Below are 26,594 nucleotides of genomic sequence, written 5' to 3'. Positions count from 1 at the left end.
TCTTATTCCATCTAATAAGAAAATCAATTTTTGTTATACAAAAAAAGGCAGTAGTTTATAATCGCTCGTGCAGAAGGACGAACCTTGCCCTTTTTAGGATCATCCTCTGACTTAGAAGGCTTAGTATTAACCTCAATAATCCACGGTTTTCCTTCTGCATCTAATGCAAGGTCAATCCCAAATTCACCAAATTCACCACCAGCTTGGATACAGATTACTTCAACAATCTCAAGTGACAATTCCGCTAATAATTTTCGTAAATGCAAGCTATCTCTCTCACCATAAAGCTCATCTAATAAACTTTTGATTTGATGGATACTCCCACCTCTAGCAAGATTTGCAACAAATTGGTTATCACCAGAAACTCGTGCAACGCTTGAGGAAATTTTCCAATTTTGCTGATCCTTTTTATGACATAAAAATCTGAAATCTAGTGTGTGATTATTATATTTTTTTAGATTGATTGTTTCCTGCACTAAGAAACCCTCTCTTTTTAATCTAGGATAAAGAGCAGAAAAAAGTTGGTAAAAGCTATCATATTGTTTGTTTATTTCTCCAGAAAAGGTAGTGAAGTCTAATAAGTAAGAGGTATTTTCTTGTTCAATCACTCGAAAAATCCGCTTTCCTTGACTTCCGTTAATAGGCTTTATAAAAACATCCTTCTTGTCGTGAAGCATTTGTTCTAATATAGCTTTAGATTCGAGTAACTTACTATCGGGTAAATAAGGAACGAGATGTTCACTTGCTGATAATATTTGATGTACCTCCCATTTATTTAAAAAACGATCATTAAAATAAGGAGTTTTATTTTCAATAAAATCAGATGTAACGGATAAAAATGTTTTTGAGTGTTCTAGTTTTCTAGAATGAATTCGGTTGTGGACGACGTCTGGATATGGTACAGATGTTTTTACCCATTTGTCGTCAGTAAAACAGTAGCCTGTCATATGATCTTTGTTGTACATTTTTAGTGAAAAAATATATAGTAAGCATCCATTAGCATGACAATATCGTGCAAGTTCATGACAAAAATCGTGAATAGACCCAAAATTCAATCCTTGCTTTGTTGAAATCTCTGTTAACACACCAATAATTGGTCCAAGCCTAATTTGGGCAGAGTCAATCTGTTTTGCTTGCAGCTTAAAAGATTGTTTCGGTAAGTGTAATTCATCTAAAATATTATCAGTGAGAGACAAACTTAAATGATCCTCATTTATTAATACGACTGGACATGTAACAGTATGCATTCCACAGTTAATTTTCAAGGATTGAAGGTATTTAGACAAACCTAGTTGCTTGCGAAGTCCTTCAGTGATTTCACAAATATAAGGCCTGGAATTTGTTAATAATGGTGATAGTTCAATCAATTCTTGTTTCATGTGCAAATCCCTCATTTGCTCGGTGTTAAGACAAGCTCTATAATGTGTATAGGCTGATGTTTATATATCATCGTATGAAAAGGAATCAAAATCGGTGAAGTGGTGGAAGGTAGATGGTGATGAAAGATTTATTATTAGTATTAATCATGATTAGTATTGGTGCAGCAATTGGAGGAGTTACAAACTCATTGGCAATCAAGATGCTTTTTCGGCCGTATAAGCCTATTTTTGTTTTTGGAAAACGAGTACCGTTTACACCAGGACTAATTCCAAAAAGAAGACAGGAGCTTGCTAATCAGCTTGGGAAAATGGTCGTTGAGCACCTATTAACAGCAGAAGGTATTAAACGGAAATTTCTTCAATCACAATTTCAAGAGCAAATAAAATCTTGGGGAGAAATTCAAGTTAAAAAGCTTATACAGTCGGACAAAACACCAGAGCAAATAATGACAGCTTTATCTATTGAAAATTCCAACGATCTTATTAATAGTAAGCTAAAGGTGTTTGCCCAAAGTAAATATAATGAATTGATAAGAGAAAATAAGAAGAAATCCCTGCAAGAAATTGTGCCAGAGCATGTGGAAGACGATCTATATGTAGCAATTCCAAAGGTTGCTTCGTTCATTACTGAAAAAGGAATCACATACTTTGAAAGTCCTGAAGGAAAACAAAAGCTTAAAAAGATGATTGAAGATTTTTTATCAACAAGAGGAATGCTAGGTAATATGATTGGCATGTTTCTTGGAAATGATAGTCTAGTTGATAAAGTTCAACCAGAAGTCGTTAAGTTCCTGAAAAATCAAGAAACGAAAAATCTGTTAACAACACTAATTGCTCGTGAGTGGACGAGTATTAAAGAAATGACACTAGAAGAGATTGATGCAAAATGGGGAGTTATTGAAAAGGGATCAGGCCTTATTGATCGTATTGTTGAGATAGTAAATGCTAATGATTTATTAACAAAGCCCCTTTCAACGTATTTAAAACCAAATGAGGAAATATTAATTAACAAATGGCTGCCTAAAGCTATTGAATTAACAACAAATTATCTTGTATCTCATTTGGAAGAGATGATGAAAAGGCTGAAACTAGAGGATGTTGTCAAAGAACAAGTAGAAACATTTGCTGTTGATCGCTTAGAAGATATGATCCTCTCAATATCTCGCAAAGAATTTAAAATGATTACGTATTTAGGTGCTCTACTTGGTGGAATTATCGGTGGTTTTCAAGCAATTATTGTTATGTTGTTTTGATTTTAGGCTATGTTAAAGGTTAATTTTGATTTTTAGCACTTTGTTGATTGGAGGTGAATATATGAGACTCCTGCTTAGAGAAGCGTGTCAAAGGGAGACCCCACAGGCGCGCAGCTTACGAGGAGGCTCCCGGACCTAGGAAAAAAGGTACTTTTTTCCCGGGAAAGCGAATGCCTGTAACGGAAATCAACAACAAAGTTTAACAGAGCCTAATTTTAAAAAAGAAAGAGGCAATGTACATGAATGTGTATTCCTCTTTTATAGTGTTTTTTGAGATTACAATAGAAAACTTTTTTTGAAATAATCCTCTTTTCACATGCATAATATGATATTTTTCAAATAGTTTGTTATAGTGTAGGGGAGAGCCTACATGGGTCAAAACTAGAAAGGAGGCTCATCATATGCCTGAAAACTTATATGATGTTGCATACAATTTAGAAACAGCTTTACGAGAAAGCGATGAATTCAAAGCTTTACGTAAGCTTTATGATCAAGTAAACGCGGATGAATCAGCAAGCAAAATGTTTGAGAACTTCCGTAACATTCAATTGGGTCTTCAACAAAAGCAAATGTCTGGACAAGAAATTTCTGAAGAAGAAATTGAACAAGCACAAAAATCAGTTCAACTTGTTCAGCAGCATGAGACGATTTCACAACTAATGGCAGCTGAACAACGTTTAAGCATGGTAGTTACAGAGCTAAACAAAATTATCATGAAGCCACTAGAAGAATTGTACGGAAGCATGGAGCAATAATAAGTACATAAAAATGACAGAATGGATTTTTCCATTCTGTTTTTTTATTTGTCTCTTATAAACATTGGGACTGATTTCTTCTGTTACACTCATTCACTTTCCTGGGTAGTCTTTTACAAAGTGTCTTATTCATCAAGGAGTTTCCACTTTTCGTAAATACTGATTGTTCTATTTTTACTAAAAGGGACATAACCTCATAATAGGTTTTTGACATCTGTAGAAGGGGGACCCGCAATGACTAATTATAAATTACTGGCACTTAATGTAGATGGTACTTTGCTTCGTTCAAATGGTCGCCTCCAGCCGTCCACGAAAGAAGCGATCGAGTATGTGAAAGATAAAGGTGTTTATGTAACACTTGTGACGAACAGGCATTTTCAATCTGCGAAAAAGCTTGCAAAAGCATTAAAGCTAGATTCATACATTATTACACATGGTGGAGCATTTATAGCTGATAATCTTGATGAACCATTATTTGAAAAGAGAATTTCAGAAGAAATGACGTTTAATCTTGTTCAAGTACTTGAAAATTTCAAGTGTAATATTCGTCTAACTCATGAAAGATATTCAATTGGAAATAGAAAAAAAATTGCTTCAAACTTACTTAGTAAATCAATTCTTAACACATCAGATTCTATGTTTTATCCTGTACAGTTTGTTGATTCATTAGGTGATACTCTTCGTGATGAGCCTGTGTCTGCAACAAAGATTGATGTCCATTTTTCAAAGGAAGATGAAAAAGAAGAGGCAGAGCAATTAATCACAGAAGCATTCGATGGAGTAGAAGTAAAAGCGACACAACCAAAGAAGCTGGAAATCGTTCAAAAAGGTTTATCAAAGGAATATGGATTAAGAATGTTAGCAAAGCATTTAAAGATTTCATTAGAAGAAACTGTGGCAATTGGTGATGCCGAAGATGATAAGGGAATGATTACATCAGCTGGGCTAGGTGTAGCTATGTGGAATGCACCCTTTGAAGTTAAGCATGCTGCTGACTGGGTAACTAGGTCAAATAACCACGAGGGTGTAGGATACATGGTTAAAGAGCATTTTCGTAAACAACAAAGACAAGAATTTTTGCGTAAAATTAAGATAGATAGATAATATAATTAAACTAAACAATCTGAGAGGCTGTGACATAATTAAAGAAGTCATACAAAAATACGAACAAATCTAAACTCAGTTAAGCTGAAAGAAACAAGTTCGTTCCATTTCGCTGCAGACACTCGCTTTCCACGGGGAGGAAGCTGAGCCTCCTCGGCAAGCCTGCGGGGTCTCAGCCTTTCCTCAATTCCCGTAGGAGTCGAGTGTCTTCCGCTCCATTCCACTAGTTCTTAGAATTAGTATGCAATAAAAAATCTATCGATGACAGCAAATAATTACCCGAACTATTAGGCGAATGTTTAATTGACATATCACCTAATAATTCGGGTTTTTCATTAGCTTAAATACTTATGTCTCATCCTCTTTCTGTTTTGTAGTACCTCATCTTCAATCATTTATTCTTAATTGCAGGATAATCAAACAGCTTTCCTTCGTATATAAGCTCAAGTTTTTTTTGTTGTCTAAAATCATCAGGAGTAACAAGTGCTGGTAGCTTATCCCATAGTTTAATTCCTGCTCTGTGTAGTACTTCAGCAACAAATTGTGAACAAAAATAAGAATTGCTAAATTCAATAGGTTCATTTAATGAAACTCCCAAGACACCGGCGAGATTATATAGAAATTTCTTTTTGTTTTTTATAAAAACATTAAGAACTCGACGCATCTTTTCTACTTCTCGTTCTGAAACTTCTAGTCTATAAATAACACATGTTGTTTTAGGGTATTTACTATAAGTGCCAGTGAACAGATCTTCTTTGACAAAGCCACCATTAATTGGGTTACTTGGATTTTTCCTTCCGAAACTATACATTTCAGTCAACTCATGGTTAAATGCGATAGAGGCATGATTATAAGGAGCCCTGGTGTATTTTTTAATTGATTTAGTAAATAAGGTACCTGTATCGGTTAGTAAAATATATACATATGTGGTAGATTTCATATATCTTTCCCTCTTTTGGAAATTCCTAATTTATTTTATACTTTATTATAAGCTCTTTTCTGAATTATAGATGCTAAAGTACTAAAATAGTTTGCTGAAAGTGTTTTGTATTATAAGGGTAGCATTTTTATGAAGAAAAGTTGCGAACAGAATAAATAAGGAGCTACTTCCTCCATATTTAAAGAAACATGTTTGCTGGAATGAGACTTATTATAAGAAAAATCGATGAGTTGTAGTAGGATTTTAAATTTGAGTAGGTGGAAAATTGAGTACAACCTTGTGGACTTTGACGATCATTTTTATCGGTTTAATTACTGTAAATCTAGTATTTATATTTATGAGTAAACAGCAAACTGAAAAGGATTTTTCACATGTGTTTGTTAGAGTGAAAACATGGTGGGGAATGTTTGCCGTTTTTTGTATGGCAACATTATTTAATCCTATTGTGTCTTTGTTGTCTTTAATGGTTCTTTGTTTTTTTGCTTTAAAAGAATACTTCTCCATGATGAAAACTAGAAAAGCAGACAGACGTTTGTTCCTTTGGGCATATTTGGCTATTCCGGTTCAGTTTTATTGGATAATGATCGGATGGTATGGAATGTTTATCGTATTTATTCCCGTTTATGTGTTTTTATTTTTACCATTACCAAGATTGTTAGGAAAAGGTACGAGTGGTTTTCTTAGATCAGTAAGTTCAACGCAGTGGGGCTTAATGTTAATGGTGTTTGGATTAAGTCATCTCGCATATTATCAATTTGCAACACCTGAATATGGCGCAAATCTTGTGTTATTTCTTGTTTTGCTAACACAAGTAAACGATATTGTTCATTACTTGATTTCACTATACATTGGTAAGAGAAAAGTAGTACCCTCAGCAAATCCAACGATTACTTGGGAAGGATTTATTTGTGCAGCCATCGTTACAACTGTAGTTTCCTACTTTATCTATCCATATTTAACACCACTTGATATGAAGTTTGGTATTTTATCTGGCATTCTCATTAGTTTAAGTGGATTTTTTGGAAGTTTAACGATCTCAGTATTAAAGCGTGATTTGTTAATTGGTGATCAGGAGAAAATAGACACGCTTAAAGAAAGCTATATTAATCGTGTTGATAGCTTAACATATACATCACCGGTATTTTTCCATGTTATTAGATATTTCTTTGATTTTATGTAGAGCACTTTTTTGCAAGATTTAGTTTTACAATAAAAACCTCTCTCTCTCATGTTAGGGAAAACTAGCAGAGAGAGGGAACCGCAATTTTATTGCTTATAACGCAAATAGTGATAATTAGATGTTGGAACACTTTCAAGAACATTACCTTCTGCATCTTTATAAATCTCATACTCTTGATACACTTCAACGGTATATCCATCTTCTTCTGTTACTTCAACAAACTTATTTTCTAACTCTGCTGCCAATTCTATTTGTTCATTTTCCTGCGAGCTTGCTGAAGTTGTTTCATCAACTGGTAAAGGAAGGCTTGTAACAACATCTTCTTTTTCACTGAAAAGAGGGGATTCTAAATAACCAATTACTAAAACAACTGCAACAAGGAAGAAAGGGAGAAAAATTTTCACAATAAAGCCTCCTAATGATATAGTTATAAACATTGTATGATTTTAATAGGTGAAAATATTAACATTATTTAAAATTAGAATGAAAGACATATCCTAGTGTAAATCTAGAATAAACTTTGCTTGTTAGAGGTAACAGTAAATTGTTACTATTGTAATAGAGTTGATAATTAGCTTTTTTCTAAAAAGCTTGTTGTTTACACTCCTGATATGGGGTGTAAGCTGTATAAAGTGTAATATTGGATGGAAAAAAGATATTGCTAAATTTTATATATAAATTGGTTACTTATTATTTTTTATAAGAAATAATGATTGCATAAGCAGCTTGAATGAAAAAAGAGCCTAGAATTTAGATAGAAACGAGGAACAGTATATGAACCAGGAATATATTGAAAAATTAGAAAAAAAGATTAATGAATATGAGGAAGTTATATTAGATATGTCTGCACCAATTATTCCGTCTATTATTCCTAATACAATATTAGTTCCAATTACAGGTATATTAATTGAAGAACGATTTGAGAAAATTAGAATTAAGATTTTAAAGTATATACAAAGTAATCCAATTGAATCAGCTATTATTGATTTAACAGATATTACACTTGAAAAAATCGAACAAATGGAAATAGAAGAGCTTGGGAGAGAAATCCATCAACTAACAGAAGCAATTATTCTCATGGGTGTTGAGCCCTATTATGTTGGTCTTTCGCCACAGCTTATAAAAAAGATTGTAACCTCTGGAGTGCAAATAAAAGCAGAGTCTTTTGCAAGTTTTCCAGCTGCACTAAGATACTTAATGAAAAAGAAGGGGTTTGTACTAACCACTGTCTAACACTTCTAGTATCTAACATTGACTCATCAAGCAGTATTTTTGTAAACTTAAGGCTATGTTAAAGCGTAAAGAAGTTCTTGAAAAGATAAGGTGATATTATTGAAAATATATATTAAAGGTATAGATGATGAACGATTTCACCGTCCATTAACATTGATTGGGAATTTGTTTTTTGAAGAAACGGAACTCTGCTTTACTAAAGGTGATTCACCCCTTGAAGCAGAGTTTTTCATTCATGAGAAATCAAATAGTGTCTCAGTAAGAGGTTCTCTTAGATCAGAGGATGGTAAACAATACGAAGCGATGAAAGAAAAAGAAATACCTGAACATTTAGAGGGAAAAGATCGTTTAAGACAGGTGAAGAACACCCTGTCATATGTGTATTTAACAATGCTTCAGGAATATACAGGCATCATTCAAAAATGGGGAATTTTAACTGGAATTCGTCCAACCAAGCTTTATCATAAAAAACGTCAAGAGGGTTTAACTGAAGCTGAAATTCATCGTATGTTTAAAGATGAGTATTTGCTTTCGGAAGAGAAAATTGAATTGATGAAGCAAATTGTGCAACGTCAGCTAGAGGTGATCCCAGACTTAGATACACTAGCTAATGAAGTAAGTATCTATGTTGGTATTCCTTTTTGTCCAACAAAATGTGCGTACTGCACATTTCCGGCATATGCAATAAATAATCGACAAGGCTCTGTTACCTCCTTCTTAGGTGGTCTTCATTTTGAAATGAAGGAAATTGGACGTTGGTTAACAGAGAAAGGCATCAAAATCACTACCGTATATTATGGTGGCGGAACTCCAACTAGCATTACTGCTGAAGAGATGGATATGCTTTATGAGGAAATGATTACTTCTTTCCCAGATGTTAAAAACATAAGGGAAATAACTGTTGAGGCAGGAAGACCTGATACAATTACGAAGGAAAAGTTAGATGTTTTAAATAAGTATAATATAGATCGGATTAGTATTAATCCTCAATCATATATTCAAGATACATTAAAGGCAATCGGTCGACATCATACTGTAGAAGAAACAATCGATAAGTTCCATTTAGCACGAAGTATGGGAATGAATAATATCAATATGGACTTAATTATAGGATTACCTGGTGAAGGTGTTAAGGAATTTGATTATACATTATCAGAATCTGCAAAACTAATGCCAGAATCTATAACAGTTCATACTCTTTCTTTTAAAAGAGCATCTGAAATGACAAAAAATAAACATAAATATAAGGTTGCAAGTCGTGAAGAAATTGGTACTATGATGGATCATGCTGTTTCATGGACGAATGAGAATGGCTATGCACCATATTATTTATATCGACAAAAAAATATATTAGGTAATCTAGAAAACGTTGGTTATGCCTTAAAAGGTCAGGATAGTATTTATAATATTATGATCATGGAGGAGCAACAAACAATCATAGGAATTGGTTGTGGTGCTGCTAGTAAATTTGTTGATCCAATAACAAGAAGGATTACTCAATTTGCAAATCCAAAAGATCCTAAATCCTATAATGATGGTTTCAAGCATTATACAGAGGAAAAAATTAAGATCCTAGAACAATTGTTTTTCCAAACAACGAAGTAAGGTTGCAAAATGTTTAAGCAGTGAGGAATGTATGGTTGCCTCCTGCTTTTTATATTTGAAGATGAAAACAGAAGGCAAGGCAGGTAGTTGGTATTAAATAAAGGCTATGTTAAAGGTTAATTTTGGTTTTTAGCACTTTGTTGATTGGAGGTGAATATATGGAGATGAGACTCCTGCTTAGAGAAGTGTGTCAAAGGGAGAGCCCACAGGCGCGCAGCTTACGAGGGAGGCTCCCAGACCTAGGAAGAATTGTCCTTTGAAAAAGCTGGCAGTTGGGATTTTTATTAATCTTCTAGGAAATGTAAATGTCAAGGTAACGATGTACAATTTTGATCGTTTATGAATGTACAGAACTTAATCAAGATCTTCATTTTCTAAGTGATTTTTAATTCTGAAAGAAGGCCAAACATTCTATACGACTGTTGCGTGGTGTAGAACACAATTTAATAACTCATTTGACAATTTCGTATCCTGGAACACCGCATCTCATTCTTTAAAGCTAATATTTGTAGTTAAAATAGTACTTTTCTTTTCATATCTTAAATCAATTAGCTGACTAAGTAGATTGGGATCTTCTTTGTCATTTGGAAGGTAACCAATTAATAATTAATAATTTATACTTTCCGTAGTGGTTTAATCGAGATTACAACCGGTTTTCTAGCTTTGTCTTTTTAAGTTCAATAAGTCCATGAACATTTAATAAAATAGGTACTCATGTCCTTCATCAGCTTTATGACGGACTTTTGATAGGGCTTACCCAGGCTCATGTCCTTCATCGGATTTATGACAGACTTTTGATAGGGTTTTCCCCTCGCTTATTGAAAAAAAGTACTTTTTTCCCGGGAAAGCGAATGCCTCTAACGGAAATCAACAATAAAGTTTAACAGAGTCTAAATAAATTATAAGGTTGTATCTCCATGCTACTTAAAGCAACAAAGTTTACAAAATAACCATAATTAAAGACACAACAACAAGGTGTAATAAAAATACCCTTTAAAAAAGAGTTCTTAAAAAGAAGGAATTCTACTATATTAATCCGAAATGATATATTGATATATACATTAAGGGGGATGAAAATGAAATATCAAACGGTAGAGCTAGTACAAGTGGGGAAGACGGCAACATTATATTTGAATAGAGTACAATCAATGAATGCAATGGATGTGAAAATGCTTGAAGAACTATCAAATTGCTTAAAAGAAATTGCAGATTCAGATATTTTGTTATTGTTTATAACAGGAAGAGGACGTGCCTTTTCGGCTGGTGGTGACGTAAAAACAATGTTATCTAGCAATGATGAGTCACAATTTCAACCTGTTATGGAAACAATCAAAGAAATGATTATTACACTATATACATTACCTGCTGTAACAGTTAGCTTTATTAATGGAGCAGCGGCAGGGTTAGGATTAAGCTTTGCATTAGCAAGTGATATTGTATTAGCAGAAAAGCAGGCCAAAGTGGCAATGAACTTTATTAATATCGGATTGGTTCCAGATGGTGGCGGGCATTTCTTTTTAAAGAAAAGATTAGGAGAGCATGCCGCAAAGCAAGTGATTTGGGAAGGCAAAACGCTAAGTGCAGAGGATGCACTAAAAACAGGGATGATTGATTCAGTATATGAGGGTGATACTGAAGAACAGATGCTGCTTTGGAAAACAAAAATGGAAGCGCGACCATTACAAGCAATGATCGCAACGAAAACAATTTTTAGCTGCCAAGAGAAAGCTTTATTAATAGATACACTTAATGCAGAAACAGAAAATCAGCTTAACATGAGAAGAACAAGTGATCACATTGAGGGAGTTGCAGCGTTTCTAGAAAAAAGAGTTGCACAATTTACAGGACAATAAAGGTAAAAGAAGATGACTTTGGGTCACAGTTTACATTTCCCAAAAGTCATCTTTTTTTATAAAGTAAGACTTTCACTTCTTTTTCATGTCTAGCTCCAGCAGAATAATTCTTTTCAAAAATGTCATATGCAGGATCAGCTATTTCAAAGAGCAATTTTCCTTAGAGGAAAATAAAGATATAGCTCAAGAGCCAGCTATTTCAAAATACAATTTTTCCTATCTACCAAAAACAACTAGTTTTCCTGATGAAGATGTACAGCGATGTGTTTTATCTGATAAATCTTTTTCAGCTAGTTTGTTCTCTGCTATTTCTTTTGCTTCTTTTTCTGTTGGTGCTTGAAAGCTTTCGTCTAAAAGCTTTTCTCCATTTTTTTCGAATACAGTTAAATAATATGTTTCCAACCTTTTTACCCCCTTGTTGTACAATAAATACTATCAGTATATAATTCTTACTTTTCTATTGATAATCCTGCAAAAAAGTGAAACCTTCTTTTACCAATTTCGTAGATAGTAAAGAGGAGGGATATAATGAGTCTTACTATTGATAATGTAACAAAGCGTTTTGGAACTCATACAGCAGTTGATCAGTTATCGATTACAATACCTGAGAGGGAGATATTCGGATTTCTGGGTGCAAATGGTGCTGGTAAAACAACTACATTCCGAATGATTTTAGGGTTATTAAACCCATCTGATGGGGAGATCTCGTGGGATGGTAAAAGGATTTCATATAATGTTAGTGATTCTATTGGGTATTTACCAGAAGAAAGAGGGTTATATCCAAAATTAAAGGTAAAGGAACAATTAATTTATTTAGGTAGATTAAAAGGCATGACCAAGCAAGAAGTGGTAAACGAGCTACAAAGCTGGCTTAAAAGATTTAATGTTACAGAATACGAGAATAAGAAAATTGAAGAGCTCTCAAAAGGAAATCAACAAAAAATACAATTTATCGCAGCTGTTTTACATAAACCTAAACTGCTTATTTTAGACGAGCCATTTAGTGGGTTAGATCCTGTAAATGTTGAATTACTAAAAAAAGCAGTTGTTGACCTTAAAGAAGCTGGAACCTCGATCGTCTTTGCGAGTCATAGAATGGAGCATGTTGAGGAATTGTGTCAGCACCTATGTATCATGCATAAAGGAAAGCCTGTTGTTCATGGATCTTTAAGGGATATAAAAAGAGCTTTCGGCAAAAAGAATGTTTTTATACAAGGCGATTTTGATATGGACTTTTTAACTTCGATACCTGGTGTAGTAAAATGCAAGAAACTGTCTGAAGGTGTAGAGCTTCAAATCGAAAATGAAGAAGTCGCAAAGGTGATTTTTCACGAGCTACAAAATAAAGGGTTTGTTCGAAAATTTGCACTTGAAGAGCCTTCACTAAATGATATTTTCATTGAAAAGGTAGGTGCTTCTTATGAATAAATTTTGGATCATAGTAGGTCATACTTATTTCAACAAGGTAAAAACGAAATCATTTATTATTACTACTTTACTTACTTTATTAATTTTGTTTGGTATATCAAATATATCAACCATCATTCAAGCGTTTGAAAAAGATGAAGAAGCAAAAACATTTGCTGTTTTAGATCAAACGAATACATATTTTGCTTTATTTGAAGACAATGTAGAAAAATTAGGAGATCCTTTTGAAATAGAAAAATCTACATTATCTGAAACCGAATTAGATAAAAAAGTACTAGAAGAAGAATATGACGGAATGATTATTATTACTAAAGATCAAAATGACTTACCTTCAGCAACTGTAAAAACGTTGTCGATGACAGATAGTCAAATATTTGCACAAATTGAACAGGTTTTGCAACAAACGAAACAAGAAATAGGTCGAGTTCAACTTGGTCTTGATTCAAGTGATTTAAATGTATTATTTACACCTGTTGAAATAAATAAGGTGGCACTTGAAGATAATGCAAAAACGGAAGAGGAGTTAAATCAGGCAAGAGGTCTTGTTTATGTATTATTATTCGTCATCTATTTTTCTGTTATCTTTTATGCAAGTATGATTGCAACAGAGGTAGCTACAGAAAAGTCATCCCGCGTTATGGAGATACTTATTTCAAGTGTATCTCCGGTCAAGCAGATGTTTGCGAAGTTAATTGGAATCGGACTTCTAAGCTTAACGCAAATGTTTATAATCCTTGTTTTTGGTTATGCTTCCATTCAATCGAAAATTGATGAATTGAATACGATGACTGGTGGATTATTAGGTTTTTCAGATATTCCAACATCAACTTTTGTTTATGCAGGAATTTACTTTATTTTAGGTTATTTCTTATTTGCTACTCTTGCAGCATTTCTAGGTTCACTTGTTAGTAGGATTGAAGATGTACAGCAATTAATTTCACCAATGATTTTTATCATTGTCGGAGCATTTATGATTGCGATGTTTGGTCTTGGAAATCCAGAAACACCGTTTATTACAATTAGCTCGTATATCCCATTTTTTACACCGATGATTATGTTTCTACGTGTAGGGATGTTAAATATTCCATTTTGGGAAATTGCATTATCCATAGCAATTTTACTTCTTTCTATTACAGCATTAGCGATATTTGGAGCAAGAGTATATAAAGGTGGAGTTTTAATATACGGAAAATCATCATCTTTTAAAGATTTAAAACGAGCACTTATGATGTCAAAGGATAAGTAACATAATCAGGGCTTTAAAGGTAAAGGTATATTGTGCCCTAAAAGCTGGAGGCAGGGACATAAAGTTTTTAAGCTAATGATAAACCCGATACATTAGGTGATATTTCAATTAATCTATCACCTAATGTATCGGGTCTTTTTACTGTCTTCAATTAGATTTTTTGATTTTTTTAATACTATTTTTAAGAACTAGTGGAAAGCAAGTGTCTGCAGCTTAACTGATTGATAGAAACAGTATTATATATTGAATAATTTAGATTATTCTTCTTTAGGGGATGCTTTCTTTATTATGTCCAGCCTCTGTTATAGTTTGATTTTCTTTTTTTAGTTACGCTTAATAAAATAATTTAAAATAACTGTTTAGATAAGAACGTGCATTCGTATTTTAGTGATGGTAAAATGAAAGGAGGAAAATAAACAATACAGGTGTTTAAAAGGAATGAACAATTGATGAAACAAATTAAATTTATACATACAGCTGATCTCCATTTGGATAGTCCATTTGTTGGTTTAAAGCATATGCCATCACATTTGTTTGAGAAAATTAGAGAAAGCACATTTCAGGCTTTTACAAAACTTGTTACATTTGCAATTAAGGAAGAAATTGATTTTGTTTTAATAGCAGGTGATTTGTATGATGGAGAAGATCGAAGCTTAAAGGCACAATTGAAATTAAAAACAGAGTTTGAAAGGTTAGCTAAAGTTGGAATAGAAGTTTATGTTATTCATGGTAATCATGATCATATGTCCGGAAAGTGGCTTAACATTGAATGGCCCGATAATGTTCATGTCTTTTCTAGCGAGAAGGTCGAATGCAAAGAATTTATGAAGAATGGCTCTTTATTAGCTTATCTTTATGGATATAGCTATCCTACTAGAGCTGTTATGGAAAATATGACAAAACATTATGTTCGAAAAGACAATCCTTCTGTTTATCACATTGGTATGCTTCATGGATCAGTAGAAGGAAATAAAGAACACGATGTTTATTCACCTTTTAAAGTAAGTGAACTTATTTCTAAAGATTTCGATTATTGGGCTTTGGGTCATATCCATAAACGACATGTCTTACATCACTCTAACCCAATGATTGCTTATCCGGGTAATATTCAAGGAAGGCATCGAAAGGAAACAGGGGAGAAGGGCTTTTATGTTGTAGAACTAGAAGACCATGAAGTGAGGACTGAGTTTATTTCAACAGAAGAAATTATTTGGAAAGAGGTAGAAGTTTCAATCGAGGGAATAACTACGATCTCAGAGTTAATACAGAAATGTGAGCAAATAATTTTTGCCATGAAACAGACAAATAAATCAACTTGTTTAACATTCGTTTTAACAGGGATTGACTCTTTTTCAACTACAATTCATGGACAAGATGTTCAAGGAGATTTAGTCGATATTTTAAATGACCAAGCAAAAGAAACTGAGTATTTTGTTTGGGTGGTAAAGCTAATTAATCAAACAAGCCAGCCAAGAGAAAACAATCCTAAGCTTGAAGCTTTTTTGTTTGATTTACACAAAACAGTTGAAAATTATCAATCATTTGATGAAATAATGGAACCACTATCAAAACATCTAGTGTTCAGGCAATATATAGAAGGATATACAACTGATGAAAGAAAACAATTATTAAAAGACGCCGAACAGCTATTACATAGAGAACTTTTACAAAATAATGAATCGAAGTGAGGTGATAAGAATTGAAAATTAAACAGCTTATGATTTATGGATATGGCAAATTTGAAAACAAGTTTTTTGAATTTCATGAAGATCCTTTGCAAGTTATTTATGGAGAAAACGAAGCTGGTAAATCAACGATCATGTCTTTTATACATAGTATTTTATTTGGGTTTCCTACAAAACAACAAGCTGAAAATAGGTATGAGCCTAAAAAAGGAGCAGCATATGGAGGATATCTTGTTGTAGAAGACAATCACCAGCTGGTCAGAATTGAGCGTCTACCAGGTAAAAATGGAGGAAATGTCACGATAGAGTTAGATAACGGTACAAGTAAAGGAGAAGAATACCTGCAAACATTGATGAGTGGAATCGATAAGGAAACATATCGATCTATCTTTTCTTTTGATGTTCATGGTCTTCAGCAAATACAGAAAATCAACTCTGACCAAATCGGAAAATATTTATTTCTTTCAAGCATCTACGGAGCTGATACCCTTTTTTCAATAGAAGATAAGCTGATAAAACAACAAGACTTACTGTATAAACCTAGTGGTAAAAAACCTGAGCTTAATGAAGGGCTAGTCAAGCTAAAAAACAGTCACAATCAGTTGATGGATGCAAAGAGACAAAATAATGAATATCAACAACTACTAGAATTGAAGGAAGAGCTTAATGAAGAGTTAACATCTTTAACGTTGAAAAAGAATGGGAATATCAAAAAGCATAAAGAGCTTGAAAAGGTATTATCCATATTGCCACTTCTTAATGATAGAGAATGGTGTAGAAATCAATTAGCTTCTTTACAAGATACTGAAGATTTTCCAGAAGAAGGTCTTAAACAGCTTGATCAATTGGTTAGTACTCTGCAGCCAATGGAGGCACAGCTTTACTCATTAAATCGAAAAAAAGAAGATATACAGCTTGAAGAAGAATCACTTATGCTAGATGAAGATCTTATAAACATAGTACCTACAATTCAACATCTACGTGAACAGCTACCAGTTTTTGAAGAAAAGCAAAAAAGATTGATACAAATTCAGCAAAGCATCAGTAAACTGCAACATGAAATTACTTTATATAAACAAAGAGTTCTACCAACAATGAATGACGATGAATTATTGACAATCAGTACCACCATTCAAATTAAAGAATCGATAAAAAAGTCTATCACATTAGATCAAAAGCTTAAGCATCGAAAACAAATGCTTGATGAGCAATTTGATCGAACAAAACATGATCTAGAAGAAGCAGAATGGAAATTAAGTAATCTCAAAGAAAAAATTCTGCCTGATGACGAGAGATTGAAATTAGAAGAACAGGTGAAAACTCAAGAAAATTTAGATATCAAACAATTACATAGCGAAAAACAACAATTAATATCTGAAATATCTAACAGAAAAGTGCAATTTAAGCAGGATAAAAAACAACGGACAATTATTTTATCGATATTATCTTTCTTGCTATTTACAGGTTCACTATTCTTCTTGTTAGAAAGAAGTTGGCTAATCGCTGTAGTGTTAATAGTTGTTTTGTCTTTGGCACTATTTTTCTTTAAAAAGTCTGCAGATTATAAAGATCCGTTCCTTCATCATCTATCAACAAAATTAAGTAATATAGAGGAAACCTTAAATGAAGCTAATTCAGTTCAGTTAGCTTCATCATCATTGCCAGAAGCGATGATGATAGTAGAGCAAGATACTCAAATGAAACTTGCACTTCATCATGAACAACTTTTATATAAACAGTATGAAAAGCACTATGAGAAAATAGTTAAACAATATGAGGAATGGGAAGAAGAACAATTTCAAAGTACAGTCACATTATCTAAGTTAATAGCAAAGTTACAATTAGACCATAATTTCACATCAGAAACATTATTAGAAGCCTTTGAGATCATACAGAAGCTTCAACAGTTAATTTTGGAGAAAAAACAGAATGAGAAAGAATATGTTGATCTGCAAAATCAAGTCGCACACTTTAATAATAAAATATCAGAAGTAATAGACAGGTTCCAAGTCGAGGGATCAAGTGAATATAGCTTATATGAGCTTTCAAGAAGATGTCAAAGTGAAGTGGAGAAAAAGGATTTACTTCTTAAGCTCATTGACAAAAGATCTGAAACAGAAGATGCAATTGGAGAACTTCAAGAGAAAATCAAGTATTTATCAAAACAAAAGGAAGAGCTAATAAGTAAGAGCAGATGTGCAGATGAAGATGATTTTCGAAAGTTAGCGAAAATACATCAAGAAAGAGAAGAGTTATTGAAACAAAATTTATGGATTGAAAAACAGCTAGCAAGTGAAAAGAATACAATAATAGATGATAGTCAGTTAAAGTCTAAAATTGATTTAACAGAGGAATTAACTCTTGTAGCACAGCAATTAGATGTAATTGAACAATCTGAAAAAGAAACAAGACAAAGATATTCAGAAGTTGTTGTTAAAATTCAAGAAATTGAGCAAAACGGTACTTATTCAGCACTTAGACATTCCTTTGAAAATGAAAAGGCTGCAATTAGAGAAACAGCAGCTCAATGGGTAGTAAAAGCCATTGCGAATGATTTATTAAATAAAACGATTGAAAGACATCGTGAGGAAAAGCTTCCTGCACTAATTGGTTCTATTAGTTACTTTTTTGCAAAGCTAACGTCAAATTCATATAAAAAGGTAATCTTGCCAGTTGGGAAACAATCATTTATCGTAGAGCGTTATGATGGATTGAAGTTTTTAGCTGAAGAATTAAGTCAGGCAACAGCAGAACAATTATATTTGTCTATTCGCCTAGCTTTAGTGAAAAACATCAATAATCAGCTGCATCTGCCAATCATGATCGATGATAGCTTTGTTCATTTTGATAAACAAAGAACATCAAATATTTTACGATTGATGGAGGAGCTTAAACAAGATAATCAAGTGATTTATTTTACATGTCACAAACATATTTCGGCAACTTATCCTTCTGAAAATATCATTGATTTGTCTGCAGTTCAGGCGATTTAAAGACTTTTCTGAAGCCGATTTTGATCTAAATATGCTATACTTACGATACAAAATATAAAGATTATTTTACTATTAATTACTCTTAAAGAGATCACATAAATTGGAGGAGCATATTTATGGCTAAAGGCATTCTACACTACGATGTTGGGGAGCAAGTAGAGGTCCATTTACTTATAAAATCATCTGTAAAAGGAATTGCAAGTAATGGTAAAGCATTTTTAACGTTAATTTTACAAGATACTTCTGGGGAAATTGAGGCAAAGCTTTGGGATGCATCTCAAGAGGATGAAGGGATTTATTCTCCTCAAAGCATTGTGAAAATTTTAGGAGATATCCATCATTACCGAGGGCGTAATCAATTAAAGATTCGCAAAATCCGACCTAAACATGACGATGAAAAGATTAACATCTCAGATTTATTAGAAACCGCCCCACTTTCTAAGGATGTAATGAATGATAAAATTACTCAATATATATTTGAAATGAAAAATCCAAATATCCAGCGTATTACACGCCATTTACTAAAAAAGCATGGAGCAGCTTTTATTGAATATCCAGCAGCAACAAAAAATCATCATGAATTTGTTTCAGGATTAGCATACCATGTTGTATCAATGTTGGATTTAGCTAAGGCGATCTCAAATTTATATCCAAGTCTAGATACAGATCTTTTATATTCTGGTGTAATTTTACATGACTTAGGTAAAGTAATTGAGCTGTCAGGTCCAATTAGTACAACTTACACTGTAGAAGGAAATTTACTAGGACATATTTCAATCATGGTAAATGAAATTGCAAAGGCTGCAGAGCATTTACAAATTGAAGGTGAGGAAGTTGTTATCCTTCAGCATTTAGTTCTTAGCCATCACGGTAAGGCTGAGTGGGGAAGTCCAAAACCTCCTATGATCAAAGAAGCGGAAATTCTTCATTATATTGATAACCTTGATGCTAAAATGAATATGCTAGATCGTGGACTTGAGCGTGTTAAGCCTGGTGAATATACAGAAAGAATATTTGCATTAGATAACAGATCCTTTTACAAACCAACATTTCATAAATAATCATTTTTAAAAAGGCGAAGTAAGCTCACGATGATTAATAGAACAGAGTGTTCTAATTTCTAGTTCCCCCACATATGCTTGAGTAAATAGCTTGTTCAAATGGACAAGGTTTTAAAAGGGGGAGCATGGATGTTAGTATTGCCATGGTGGATATATGTATGTATTATTGGAATTCTCATAAGCGGATATATGGCCTTTAAGACACATCAACAGGATAAGGAAATTGATGATGAGTTTATTGAAAAAGAAGGACAGGTTTATATAGAAAGAATTGAGCAAGAACGCCAGAAAAAGCAAGCACTTGTTAATCAGCAACAGGATATTCAAGAGGAACAGTCTGTAAGTTAATGATTATAAAAAAAAATCGGTGAATTTCACCGATTTTTTTTTGTTAATGATTATTTTATTCTTCTGCTGGTGCTTTAAAAAGATCTTTTAAGTCTTCTTCTTTAACTTCTACATTAGAATCCTTAATTGCATTATCTAGTGCCTTTTGAATGGTATCAGGTTGTTGAACCTTTTGTTTACGAACTTCTTCTTTTAAATCTTTTTTCATTTCTTCGAAAGGTTTAACAGTTTCAGTTACTTTAATAATATGATAACCAAACTCAGATTTAACTGGCTCACTAACTTCGCCCTCTTTTAGTTTGAAAGCTGCATCTTGGAATTCCTTAACCATTGCACCTTCACCAAACCAACCTAAATCTCCACCATTTTGTGCAGAACCAGGGTCAGTTGAATATTCTTTTGCAAGATCTTCGAAGCTTTCTCCTGCTTCAAGCTTTTCTTTAACCTCTTTAGCCTTTGCTTCATCAGCAACTAATATATGACTAGCTTTTACTTGTCCTTCTAATGTATCATAATAAGCTTTTATTTCTTCATCAGTTACTTCAACTTCTTCTGCAGCAGCTTTCTTTCTTAATAGATCAACTTTAACCATTTGTTTTACAACATCTTCACCTTGCATTTGGATAACACTTTCAAATTGAGCACCATATTGTGTTTTTAAGGTTTCAAATTCAGCTTCGATATCTTTCTCAGAAACCTCGTATTTTTCACTTAATACTTTTTCATGAACAAGCTCTGTTAAAACGTCTCCTCCGAAACGATTCTTCATTGCTTCGTAAAATTCATCTTTTGTAATGTTACCAGCTTTTGTTTCTACAACAACTTCTGATTCAGTTTCAGCATTGTTACAAGCACTAAGTGCGAATAAGCTTGTTGCGGCTGCTATTGCTATTGCTACCTTTTTCATCTTCTAATACAACTCCTAGTATAATATTTAGAAATTCTTTATTAGAAAAAACGTGGCTAGGTGCCATGTTTTAACGGCGAATACTGATTGGTTTCTTTTTCTGAAAAATTGAAAGTTGCTTAGTTAGATTGTAAGCAATAATCATTTTAAAATAATCCTGTTAGAAGCCCAAATCTGACAGTACAAGAAATACTATACCATAATGTGACAAGTTCAAAAAGTTTTTTATGATTTTACTTTGCTAAACAGTGTTCCTAGATCGCCATATAGGTAATTGTTTTCTGCAGTGCTGTTAAAGCGAAAATCTCTGATGAATATCCCTGTGACACTCTTTTGAGAAAAAAACTTCATGCGTAAACACTCAAATCATACAAACTCGATAATAAGACTTGTCTGTTATAGATTAAAAGCTATAATTACAGCTTTGCAATAGTTGAATATAACAAAATCTTAAAAATTAGGCAAACGTCCAAACAAAGCTAAAGAAAGTTAATAGGATATAGAGAAAGATAAAGGAGGTATTTCAATATGAGCTTTGGTTCTTCCAACAATTTTGCATTACTTGTCGTATTGTTCATTTTGTTAATTATCATCGGAGCTTCTTATCTTTAATTATTACCCAACAAAAAAATCTTTAACTTAGATTTCTTGGGCAAACACCCAATCACATTAGAGCAAATGACCATAGGATAAAGTGAAAAGATAAAGGAGGTAATAAGTTATGAGTCATGGTTTATCTAGCAACTTCGCGTTACTTGTTGTATTGTTCATTTTGTTAATCATCATTGGTGCTTCATATCTATAAGCTATTTCTATAGATAGAAGATTATATTGTGTTATTTATATGGCTGTTTACAACATTGAAACAAAAAAGTAGAAAAAACTTTAATAAAGAAAAAGACCTAAATTGGGCAAACGTCCAATCACAATAGAGCAAATGACCATAAGATAAAGTGAAAAGATAAAGGAGGTAATAAGTTATGAGTCATGGTTACACAAATAACTTTGCGTTAATCGTTGTATTGTTCATTTTGTTAATTATCATTGGTGCTTCTTACCTTTACTAAACTCTCTATTTTAATGGGCAAATGACTAAAGCTGATTAGATTTTGCTTTGAATAATGATCTTTATTAAGAATGGGAGGTGTAATAATGAGCGGAGCATATTCAGGTGGATTTGCGTTAATCGTTGTATTATTCATCTTGTTAATCATCGTTGGTGCAGCGTGGCTATAAGATAAAAGAGAGGCTGACTCAATTGAGTCAGCCTCATTAATGTGCGCTCTTTATTTGTTATTCTTACATCAAACTATGTATCCTTGCTTTTCTATAGGCGGATAACTTTAATCAATGTAAGAGCACTTACCTGCCTATAGAATGAAGGTGAACATGGAAGTATTTCTTTTGATTTACGATCGTATAAACGAAGCTCTACGTATACAAATTTTCAATGTATGATGAGATTAACAAAATCGTAATAAGAACATTTATTGTTCTAAAAACTTTTGTTTGACGGTCTTCAGGAATCTCGCGTACTAAACATAGAGTGTTTGTAAGCTTGTTTATATAAAACAAGATAAAGACTGCAAACAAGATGAAGAAAATGACCATATGAGATCCCCCTTCTCTTTCATATACATATTAGATTACCAAACTATTTATGAAAAAGATAGCATTGACTACTAATAACAAGTTAAAAAAGTGATGTAAAATATGACATCACTTTAGACTATTTACATATGCGTAAAATCCTCGTTCAAACGGCATTACTACTATATCTATATTAACTTACTCATTTTCTTATTCACTATTTTTGGACAAGTACTTCAAATCCATCATCGAACTCTTCAACAAAGCAGGATCTAGGAGCTAGTAACAGATGTTTAATAAAAATAAAATCTGGTACACAAAGACCTATATGAAAAGCCATTGCAATACTAAAATAATGCATATACGCTGGAAAGAGGATACTTCCATATAGAAAAACTGTTGTGAAAACAATAAATGGTGTCAAAAGAGATATAAGCATATTATGTTTTTTAATTCCATTACATGCTTTTAGTTGAAAAGAAGGAAACATATAATAAAATTTTATTTTCATCTCCACACGACATCCACATAATAGTAGTGGAAGTGCATGCAATATCTTATGAATTGGAATCATGCTAACCATCAACAGTACAAACATTAAAAAATGTCCGTCTTTTAGATGAACTTTTGAAAAAAATAAATTAATAGGTAAATAGGTTAAAATAAAAACACATATCATCGTTAACATCGAAATAAATGATATTCTGTGCAGACCAACATCCTTAGAAAGGTTTATGGTTTTCCAGCAGTTCATCGTCTCACCGTCCAAACTCATGTTAAGTACTACCATACTGTACGACGGTAAGAGGAAAAAATCAATACGTAATAAGTATTTGGGTAAGAATTTGCTAAAAAATAGTTTTTTGTCAGATCTTTAGGGAATAGTCTTTATAGTAATTACCTGTTCAATAAGCTGCTGGCGCTTTTTTTGATTATATGAATAATAAAGGATTTAAACTTTCTAAAATAACGGGAATACTATACAATAAAGGACAATAATGTATGAATAGAAAGAGGGTACAGGATGGATTTTATTGAGGAGCGTTTGGAAAGACTGGAGTATTATCAAGCGCTATTATTACAAATGGTGGATACAAATCGATTTCCTTTTTATCTGTTAGTTATGGAAAAGGGATTGAGTAAATCTGAAATCGAAGAAATATATCAACTTCTTAATGGGTTAGAAGCAATTCATGAAGAACAAAAAACGCAAGGATTAGTAATCTTTACAGATCTCCTTACGCAATTTGCTGGACAGTTAAATTCTAAGCTGGATGTAAATGAAACAATTCAAGCACTATATAGACAAAATTTATATCCTATTTTAATGAGTGATTTGGTTGAGTTAATAAAATCCTCATATTAATTTCTTAGCTAGATATAAGTTGCCCATCTTGAGAATTCTTTTTTGTTAAAGTTCCATCTTCATCATTGTAGGTATCCTCAATATTATGAAATGATTGTTCAAAGATCTCCATAAAATCGTCTCCATAAATATTGCGGATAATACACATCATCTCCATCATTTCAGGGAACTTTCCGTATAAATTTTGTAGAGGAAGTGCTCCCTTTAAAACAGAGTTTCTTTCAGGACTAAAATCTTCTAACAGTTTAGACAGAACTTCTTCTCCCTGAGCAGTAAGCTTAATATATGTGTTACGCTTATCATCAGCTTTCTTAGAAAATTCTAAGTAACCTCTTTCCTCAAGTTTTTTGGAGAAATTGAAGGCAGTAGATACATGCATAACTCCGAATTTAGCAATCTCTGAAATGGAGGCTCCATTTAAATGATCAGCAATCCACAGAATATGGTGTTCATTGATATTCAAATCGTATGGCTTGATCCACTGCTGCCAATCCTTTTCTATTGATTTCCATAATGCTTTACTAAGCTGCGCAACTCGTTGACTAAATAACAAGGCTTCTTTTATTGTATATTCCTTTTCATTATGATTCATCACCGGTCACCCCTGACTCTCAATGTATTATTCTCTATTATGCCAATAAAATAAAGATTAATAAAGATATAAATTTACGAAATTTTTAAAAATTTTAATAAACCCTTATATATCAATGATTTTAGCCGAAAAAAAGTGTGTAGACAATACTTGTCCTACACACTTTTTAAAATAAGAGAAAAATAATTTACTTGTAAAAGAAAAGTTTCTTACGTAAAGCGACTTTTTTAATTATGAGCTAAAAAACATTATTGAAGTGTATTTTCAAGCTGTTTAATTTTCTTTTCTATTTCTTCTATTTCCTTTTGTAAATCTTTTTTATGTGGCTCTATATCATGTTGGAATTGATTAATTGATTTTTTTAAATCTGCAGATACTTCTTTGACAATTTCCGTACCTTCTTGAGTTGTTTTAACGATTTGTTCTTTAAGGGCTTTGCTCTCAATCTTTAATTGTTTTAAAATGTCCTCTATTTGTTCACGGCTTAGGTTAATCTTCCCACGTAGTTCTTTTCCGGAAGAAGGAGTAGAAAGTAATGTTGTGATTCCACCAATTATTCCACCTACAACAAGACCGTAAAATAAAGCATTATTTTTTGACATAAATCATCCCTCCAAAAATGATGGATATGTATTAATTTATATAGTTAATCCATTCTTTAACAATTTACCCAAAGGTGTGTCTTTATTAAACATTATACATAGTTAGAGGCTTGTTAGCATAAATATTTATAAGTACTTTTTGAATTATTTTTTATATGTAGGCTCATTTAGGCTGCAAGATGGAAAAGAGCTATAAATGTTTTCTCATTTCTGTTCTTACTAAGTGAATATATGAGTATATTTATTTACTGGTATATAAGGCTTAAGTTGTTTGACTTTTAGAGAAGGGGGGATGAGCATGTCAGGTGTTATATTTTTATTTTTTGTTATTAGTTTATTACTTTTTATCGGAGCTTTTCATTATTTCAAATTATTGCAGCAATCAGCATCTTATCCACCTAAAAAAATAGTTAAGCAAAAGGTGAATGTATTAGCTTCAGCTGGAGTTATCATGCTTTTAATAGGAATAATGTTAATTTATTTTCAATAGGAATAATGTAGTTAGGTTTGATTGTCATTAATTAGGCTTTGTTGCTGGCTGCTCTCATCATTTGGTGAGTTTCAATTCATGGGAAATTAAAAAAACTGGCATTGACCTAAAAAGAGGTTGACCTATGATGGTCAACCTCTTAAACATGTTTAAAATGAAAAACTTATACAATTGCTAAATTTGAGCGTTTGAATATCGCTTGGACAATTGGGAAAACAACAACCATTGATACTGCATTAAATATAGTAGCTGGAAGAACTACACCTATGAATAAAGCGGAAAACGCTGCTCCACCTGGTAAACCTACAATAACTAAAGCAGATGCTAAAAAGATTGTTCCAGACACAATTGTGCCAATAACAGTTAGAACTGTTGCTACTGCTACCTTTTGTGCAAATTTCTTTACTAGTAAGAACAAACCGTAAAACACGAATGCTGTGATGAATTTATCAAGAATATTTGGGATTTGTCCACCTGGGAAAGTTGTTGTTAAAGCAGATAAAATTCCTGTAACAATTCCTAGCAAAGTAACATTTTTCACACTTGGAAAAAAGATAATTCCGATAAACATCATGATTAACATCATATCTGGTTTCATTCCTTGGTAAAACGGAGGCATCACCATATTTAGTACAGCCCCAATTGCAGAAAATAAAGATAGTGTAACTAATACTCTAGTATTCATTTCTCATCTCTCCTCTTCTAATCTCTTATTAGATGTTTCCCCCCAATAGTGAACTCATTTCCTATTGCGAGAGAAGTTATGAATTATTATAGCAAGAAATGTTTTTTACGTACAGTTATTTTATTTCTTTAATAATTGGCTATGTTAAAGGTTAATGTTGATTTTTAGCACATTGTTGATTGGAGGCGAATATATGAGACTCCTGCTTAGAGAAGCGTGTCAAAGGGAGACCCCACAGGCGCGCAGCTTACGAGGAGGCTCCCGGACCTAGGAAAAAAGGTACTTTTTTCCCGGGAAAG

The 26,594-nt window shown here is 32.8% G+C and carries 29 protein-coding genes and 1 pseudogene; 19 read left to right on the top strand and 11 right to left on the bottom strand.

The annotated features are described in order from the left end of the window. Positions 1–23: 23 nt before the first annotated feature. Positions 24–1,379, bottom strand: coding sequence for a YheC/YheD family endospore coat-associated protein (locus tag FS935_RS15350; protein WP_158638617.1), 1,356 nt, complete (start codon positions 1,377–1,379; stop codon positions 24–26). 119 nt (positions 1,380–1,498) lie between these two features. Here FS935_RS15350 and FS935_RS15345 point away from each other — a divergent pair, with 119 nt between their 5' ends. From FS935_RS15345 to FS935_RS15335, 3 genes are all read left to right on the top strand, one after another. Further along, positions 1,499–2,632, top strand: coding sequence for a DUF445 domain-containing protein (locus tag FS935_RS15345; RefSeq protein ID WP_439116663.1), 1,134 nt, complete (start codon positions 1,499–1,501; stop codon positions 2,630–2,632). A 401-nt stretch (positions 2,633–3,033) separates the two neighbouring features. Continuing rightward, positions 3,034–3,387 (top strand): YlbF/YmcA family competence regulator, encoded by a 354-nt coding sequence (locus tag FS935_RS15340; protein WP_146949531.1) that lies wholly within the window; start codon positions 3,034–3,036, stop codon positions 3,385–3,387. Positions 3,388–3,621: 234 nt separating this feature from the next. After that, entirely contained in the window at positions 3,622–4,491 is an 870-nt protein-coding gene (locus tag FS935_RS15335; protein WP_146949530.1) for a Cof-type HAD-IIB family hydrolase, read from the top strand. A 391-nt stretch (positions 4,492–4,882) separates the two neighbouring features. Here the strand turns inward: FS935_RS15335 and FS935_RS15330 are convergent, their stop codons facing one another. After that, on the bottom strand, positions 4,883–5,431 hold the full coding sequence (locus FS935_RS15330; RefSeq protein ID WP_146949529.1) for a C40 family peptidase: 549 nt from the start codon (positions 5,429–5,431) through the stop codon (positions 4,883–4,885). Between the two features lie 337 nt (positions 5,432–5,768). Here FS935_RS15330 and FS935_RS15325 point away from each other — a divergent pair, with 337 nt between their 5' ends. Then, entirely contained in the window at positions 5,769–6,611 is an 843-nt protein-coding gene (locus FS935_RS15325) for a phosphatidate cytidylyltransferase (RefSeq protein ID WP_439116662.1), read from the top strand. A gap of 86 nt (positions 6,612–6,697) precedes the next feature. On the opposite strand, the gene FS935_RS15320 is transcribed toward FS935_RS15325, so the two are convergent. Then, on the bottom strand, positions 6,698–7,015 hold the full coding sequence (locus FS935_RS15320; protein ID WP_146949527.1) for a hypothetical protein: 318 nt from the start codon (positions 7,013–7,015) through the stop codon (positions 6,698–6,700). A 370-nt stretch (positions 7,016–7,385) separates the two neighbouring features. Between FS935_RS15320 and FS935_RS15315 the strand changes: the two genes are divergently transcribed. Then, a complete protein-coding gene (locus tag FS935_RS15315) occupies positions 7,386–7,844 on the top strand; it encodes an STAS domain-containing protein (protein WP_146949526.1) in 459 nt (152 codons plus the stop codon). A 99-nt stretch (positions 7,845–7,943) separates the two neighbouring features. Next, entirely contained in the window at positions 7,944–9,449 is a 1,506-nt protein-coding gene (locus tag FS935_RS15310; RefSeq protein WP_146949525.1) for a coproporphyrinogen III oxidase, read from the top strand. A 411-nt stretch (positions 9,450–9,860) separates the two neighbouring features. Here FS935_RS15310 and FS935_RS24550 read toward each other — a convergent pair. Continuing rightward, a pseudogene (locus FS935_RS24550) lies at positions 9,861–10,171 on the bottom strand (ATP-binding protein); the annotation flags it as partial. Positions 10,172–10,519: 348 nt separating this feature from the next. Between FS935_RS24550 and FS935_RS15300 the strand changes: the two are divergent. Further along, entirely contained in the window at positions 10,520–11,302 is a 783-nt protein-coding gene (locus FS935_RS15300) for an enoyl-CoA hydratase (protein WP_146949524.1), read from the top strand. A 216-nt stretch (positions 11,303–11,518) separates the two neighbouring features. Here FS935_RS15300 and FS935_RS15295 read toward each other — a convergent pair whose 3' ends face one another. Next, entirely contained in the window at positions 11,519–11,704 is a 186-nt protein-coding gene (locus FS935_RS15295) for a YhzD family protein (protein WP_146949523.1), read from the bottom strand. Positions 11,705–11,830: 126 nt separating this feature from the next. Here FS935_RS15295 and FS935_RS15290 point away from each other — a divergent pair, with 126 nt between their 5' ends. The 6 genes from FS935_RS15290 to FS935_RS15265 all read left to right on the top strand — a co-directional run bounded on the left by FS935_RS15290 (position 11,831) and on the right by FS935_RS15265 (position 20,063). Further along, entirely contained in the window at positions 11,831–12,730 is a 900-nt protein-coding gene (locus FS935_RS15290) for an ABC transporter ATP-binding protein (RefSeq protein WP_146949522.1), read from the top strand. After that, positions 12,723–13,976: an ABC transporter permease gene (locus FS935_RS15285; protein ID WP_146949521.1), complete on the top strand. Its 1,254-nt coding sequence runs from the start codon at positions 12,723–12,725 to the stop codon at positions 13,974–13,976. The genes FS935_RS15290 and FS935_RS15285 overlap by 8 nt, the downstream gene beginning before the upstream one ends. Positions 13,977–14,425: 449 nt before the next feature. Then, positions 14,426–15,664 carry a metallophosphoesterase family protein gene (locus FS935_RS15280; protein WP_146949520.1) on the top strand — a complete coding sequence of 413 codons (1,239 nt, stop codon included), beginning with the start codon at positions 14,426–14,428 and terminating at the stop codon, positions 15,662–15,664. 11 nt (positions 15,665–15,675) lie between these two features. Further along, entirely contained in the window at positions 15,676–18,654 is a 2,979-nt protein-coding gene (locus FS935_RS15275; protein ID WP_146949519.1) for an ATP-binding protein, read from the top strand. A gap of 116 nt (positions 18,655–18,770) precedes the next feature. Then, positions 18,771–19,715 (top strand): 3'-5' exoribonuclease YhaM, encoded by a 945-nt coding sequence (gene yhaM / locus FS935_RS15270; protein ID WP_146949518.1) that lies wholly within the window; start codon positions 18,771–18,773, stop codon positions 19,713–19,715. Between the two features lie 129 nt (positions 19,716–19,844). Then, positions 19,845–20,063 carry a sporulation YhaL family protein gene (locus tag FS935_RS15265; protein ID WP_146949517.1) on the top strand — a complete coding sequence of 73 codons (219 nt, stop codon included), beginning with the start codon at positions 19,845–19,847 and terminating at the stop codon, positions 20,061–20,063. A 55-nt stretch (positions 20,064–20,118) separates the two neighbouring features. Here the strand turns inward: FS935_RS15265 and FS935_RS15260 are convergent, their stop codons facing one another. Beyond that, entirely contained in the window at positions 20,119–20,970 is an 852-nt protein-coding gene (locus tag FS935_RS15260) for a peptidylprolyl isomerase (protein ID WP_146949516.1), read from the bottom strand. A 528-nt stretch (positions 20,971–21,498) separates the two neighbouring features. Here FS935_RS15260 and FS935_RS15255 point away from each other — a divergent pair. The 4 genes from FS935_RS15255 (at position 21,499) to FS935_RS15240 (ending at position 22,206) form a co-directional block, all read left to right on the top strand. Beyond that, positions 21,499–21,582, top strand: coding sequence for a YjcZ family sporulation protein (locus FS935_RS15255; RefSeq protein ID WP_146949685.1), 84 nt, complete (start codon positions 21,499–21,501; stop codon positions 21,580–21,582). A gap of 109 nt (positions 21,583–21,691) precedes the next feature. Continuing rightward, a complete protein-coding gene (locus FS935_RS15250) occupies positions 21,692–21,775 on the top strand; it encodes a YjcZ family sporulation protein (protein ID WP_146949684.1) in 84 nt (27 codons plus the stop codon). A 175-nt stretch (positions 21,776–21,950) separates the two neighbouring features. Beyond that, a complete protein-coding gene (locus FS935_RS15245; protein ID WP_146949683.1) occupies positions 21,951–22,037 on the top strand; it encodes a YjcZ family sporulation protein in 87 nt (28 codons plus the stop codon). 85 nt (positions 22,038–22,122) lie between these two features. Beyond that, positions 22,123–22,206: a YjcZ family sporulation protein gene (locus tag FS935_RS15240; protein WP_146949682.1), complete on the top strand. Its 84-nt coding sequence runs from the start codon at positions 22,123–22,125 to the stop codon at positions 22,204–22,206. Between the two features lie 195 nt (positions 22,207–22,401). Here the strand turns inward: FS935_RS15240 and FS935_RS23950 are convergent, their stop codons facing one another. Beyond that, on the bottom strand, positions 22,402–22,581 hold the full coding sequence (locus FS935_RS23950) for a hypothetical protein (protein ID WP_146949515.1): 180 nt from the start codon (positions 22,579–22,581) through the stop codon (positions 22,402–22,404). A 196-nt stretch (positions 22,582–22,777) separates the two neighbouring features. Then, a complete protein-coding gene (locus tag FS935_RS15230; RefSeq protein ID WP_158638616.1) occupies positions 22,778–23,314 on the bottom strand; it encodes a DUF3267 domain-containing protein in 537 nt (178 codons plus the stop codon). A gap of 270 nt (positions 23,315–23,584) precedes the next feature. Between FS935_RS15230 and FS935_RS15225 the strand changes: the two genes are divergently transcribed. After that, positions 23,585–23,926 (top strand): DUF1878 family protein, encoded by a 342-nt coding sequence (locus FS935_RS15225; RefSeq protein ID WP_146949513.1) that lies wholly within the window; start codon positions 23,585–23,587, stop codon positions 23,924–23,926. Positions 23,927–23,930: 4 nt separating this feature from the next. Here FS935_RS15225 and FS935_RS15220 read toward each other — a convergent pair whose 3' ends face one another. Both FS935_RS15220 and FS935_RS15215 read right to left on the bottom strand, forming a co-directional pair. Further along, a complete protein-coding gene (locus tag FS935_RS15220) occupies positions 23,931–24,518 on the bottom strand; it encodes an HTH-type transcriptional regulator Hpr (RefSeq protein WP_146949512.1) in 588 nt (195 codons plus the stop codon). 248 nt (positions 24,519–24,766) lie between these two features. Further along, complete coding sequence (locus FS935_RS15215; protein WP_146949511.1) at positions 24,767–25,120, bottom strand: YtxH domain-containing protein; 354 nt, start codon at positions 25,118–25,120, stop codon at positions 24,767–24,769. Positions 25,121–25,418: 298 nt separating this feature from the next. On the opposite strand from FS935_RS15215, the gene yhzF reads away from it, so the two are divergent. Beyond that, on the top strand, positions 25,419–25,610 hold the full coding sequence (yhzF, locus tag FS935_RS15210) for a membrane protein YhzF (RefSeq protein ID WP_146949510.1): 192 nt from the start codon (positions 25,419–25,421) through the stop codon (positions 25,608–25,610). A gap of 163 nt (positions 25,611–25,773) precedes the next feature. Here the strand turns inward: yhzF and FS935_RS15205 are convergent, their stop codons facing one another. Then, positions 25,774–26,295: a tryptophan transporter gene (locus tag FS935_RS15205; protein WP_146949509.1), complete on the bottom strand. Its 522-nt coding sequence runs from the start codon at positions 26,293–26,295 to the stop codon at positions 25,774–25,776. Between the last annotated feature and the right edge of the window lie 299 nt (positions 26,296–26,594).

The organism is Metabacillus litoralis, assembly GCF_007994985.1.
Taxonomy (GTDB): Bacteria; Bacillota; Bacilli; order Bacillales; family Bacillaceae; genus Metabacillus; species Metabacillus litoralis.
The sequence above is the reverse complement of the archived record's forward strand: the minus strand, read 5'-3'. Positions and strand labels throughout refer to the sequence as shown.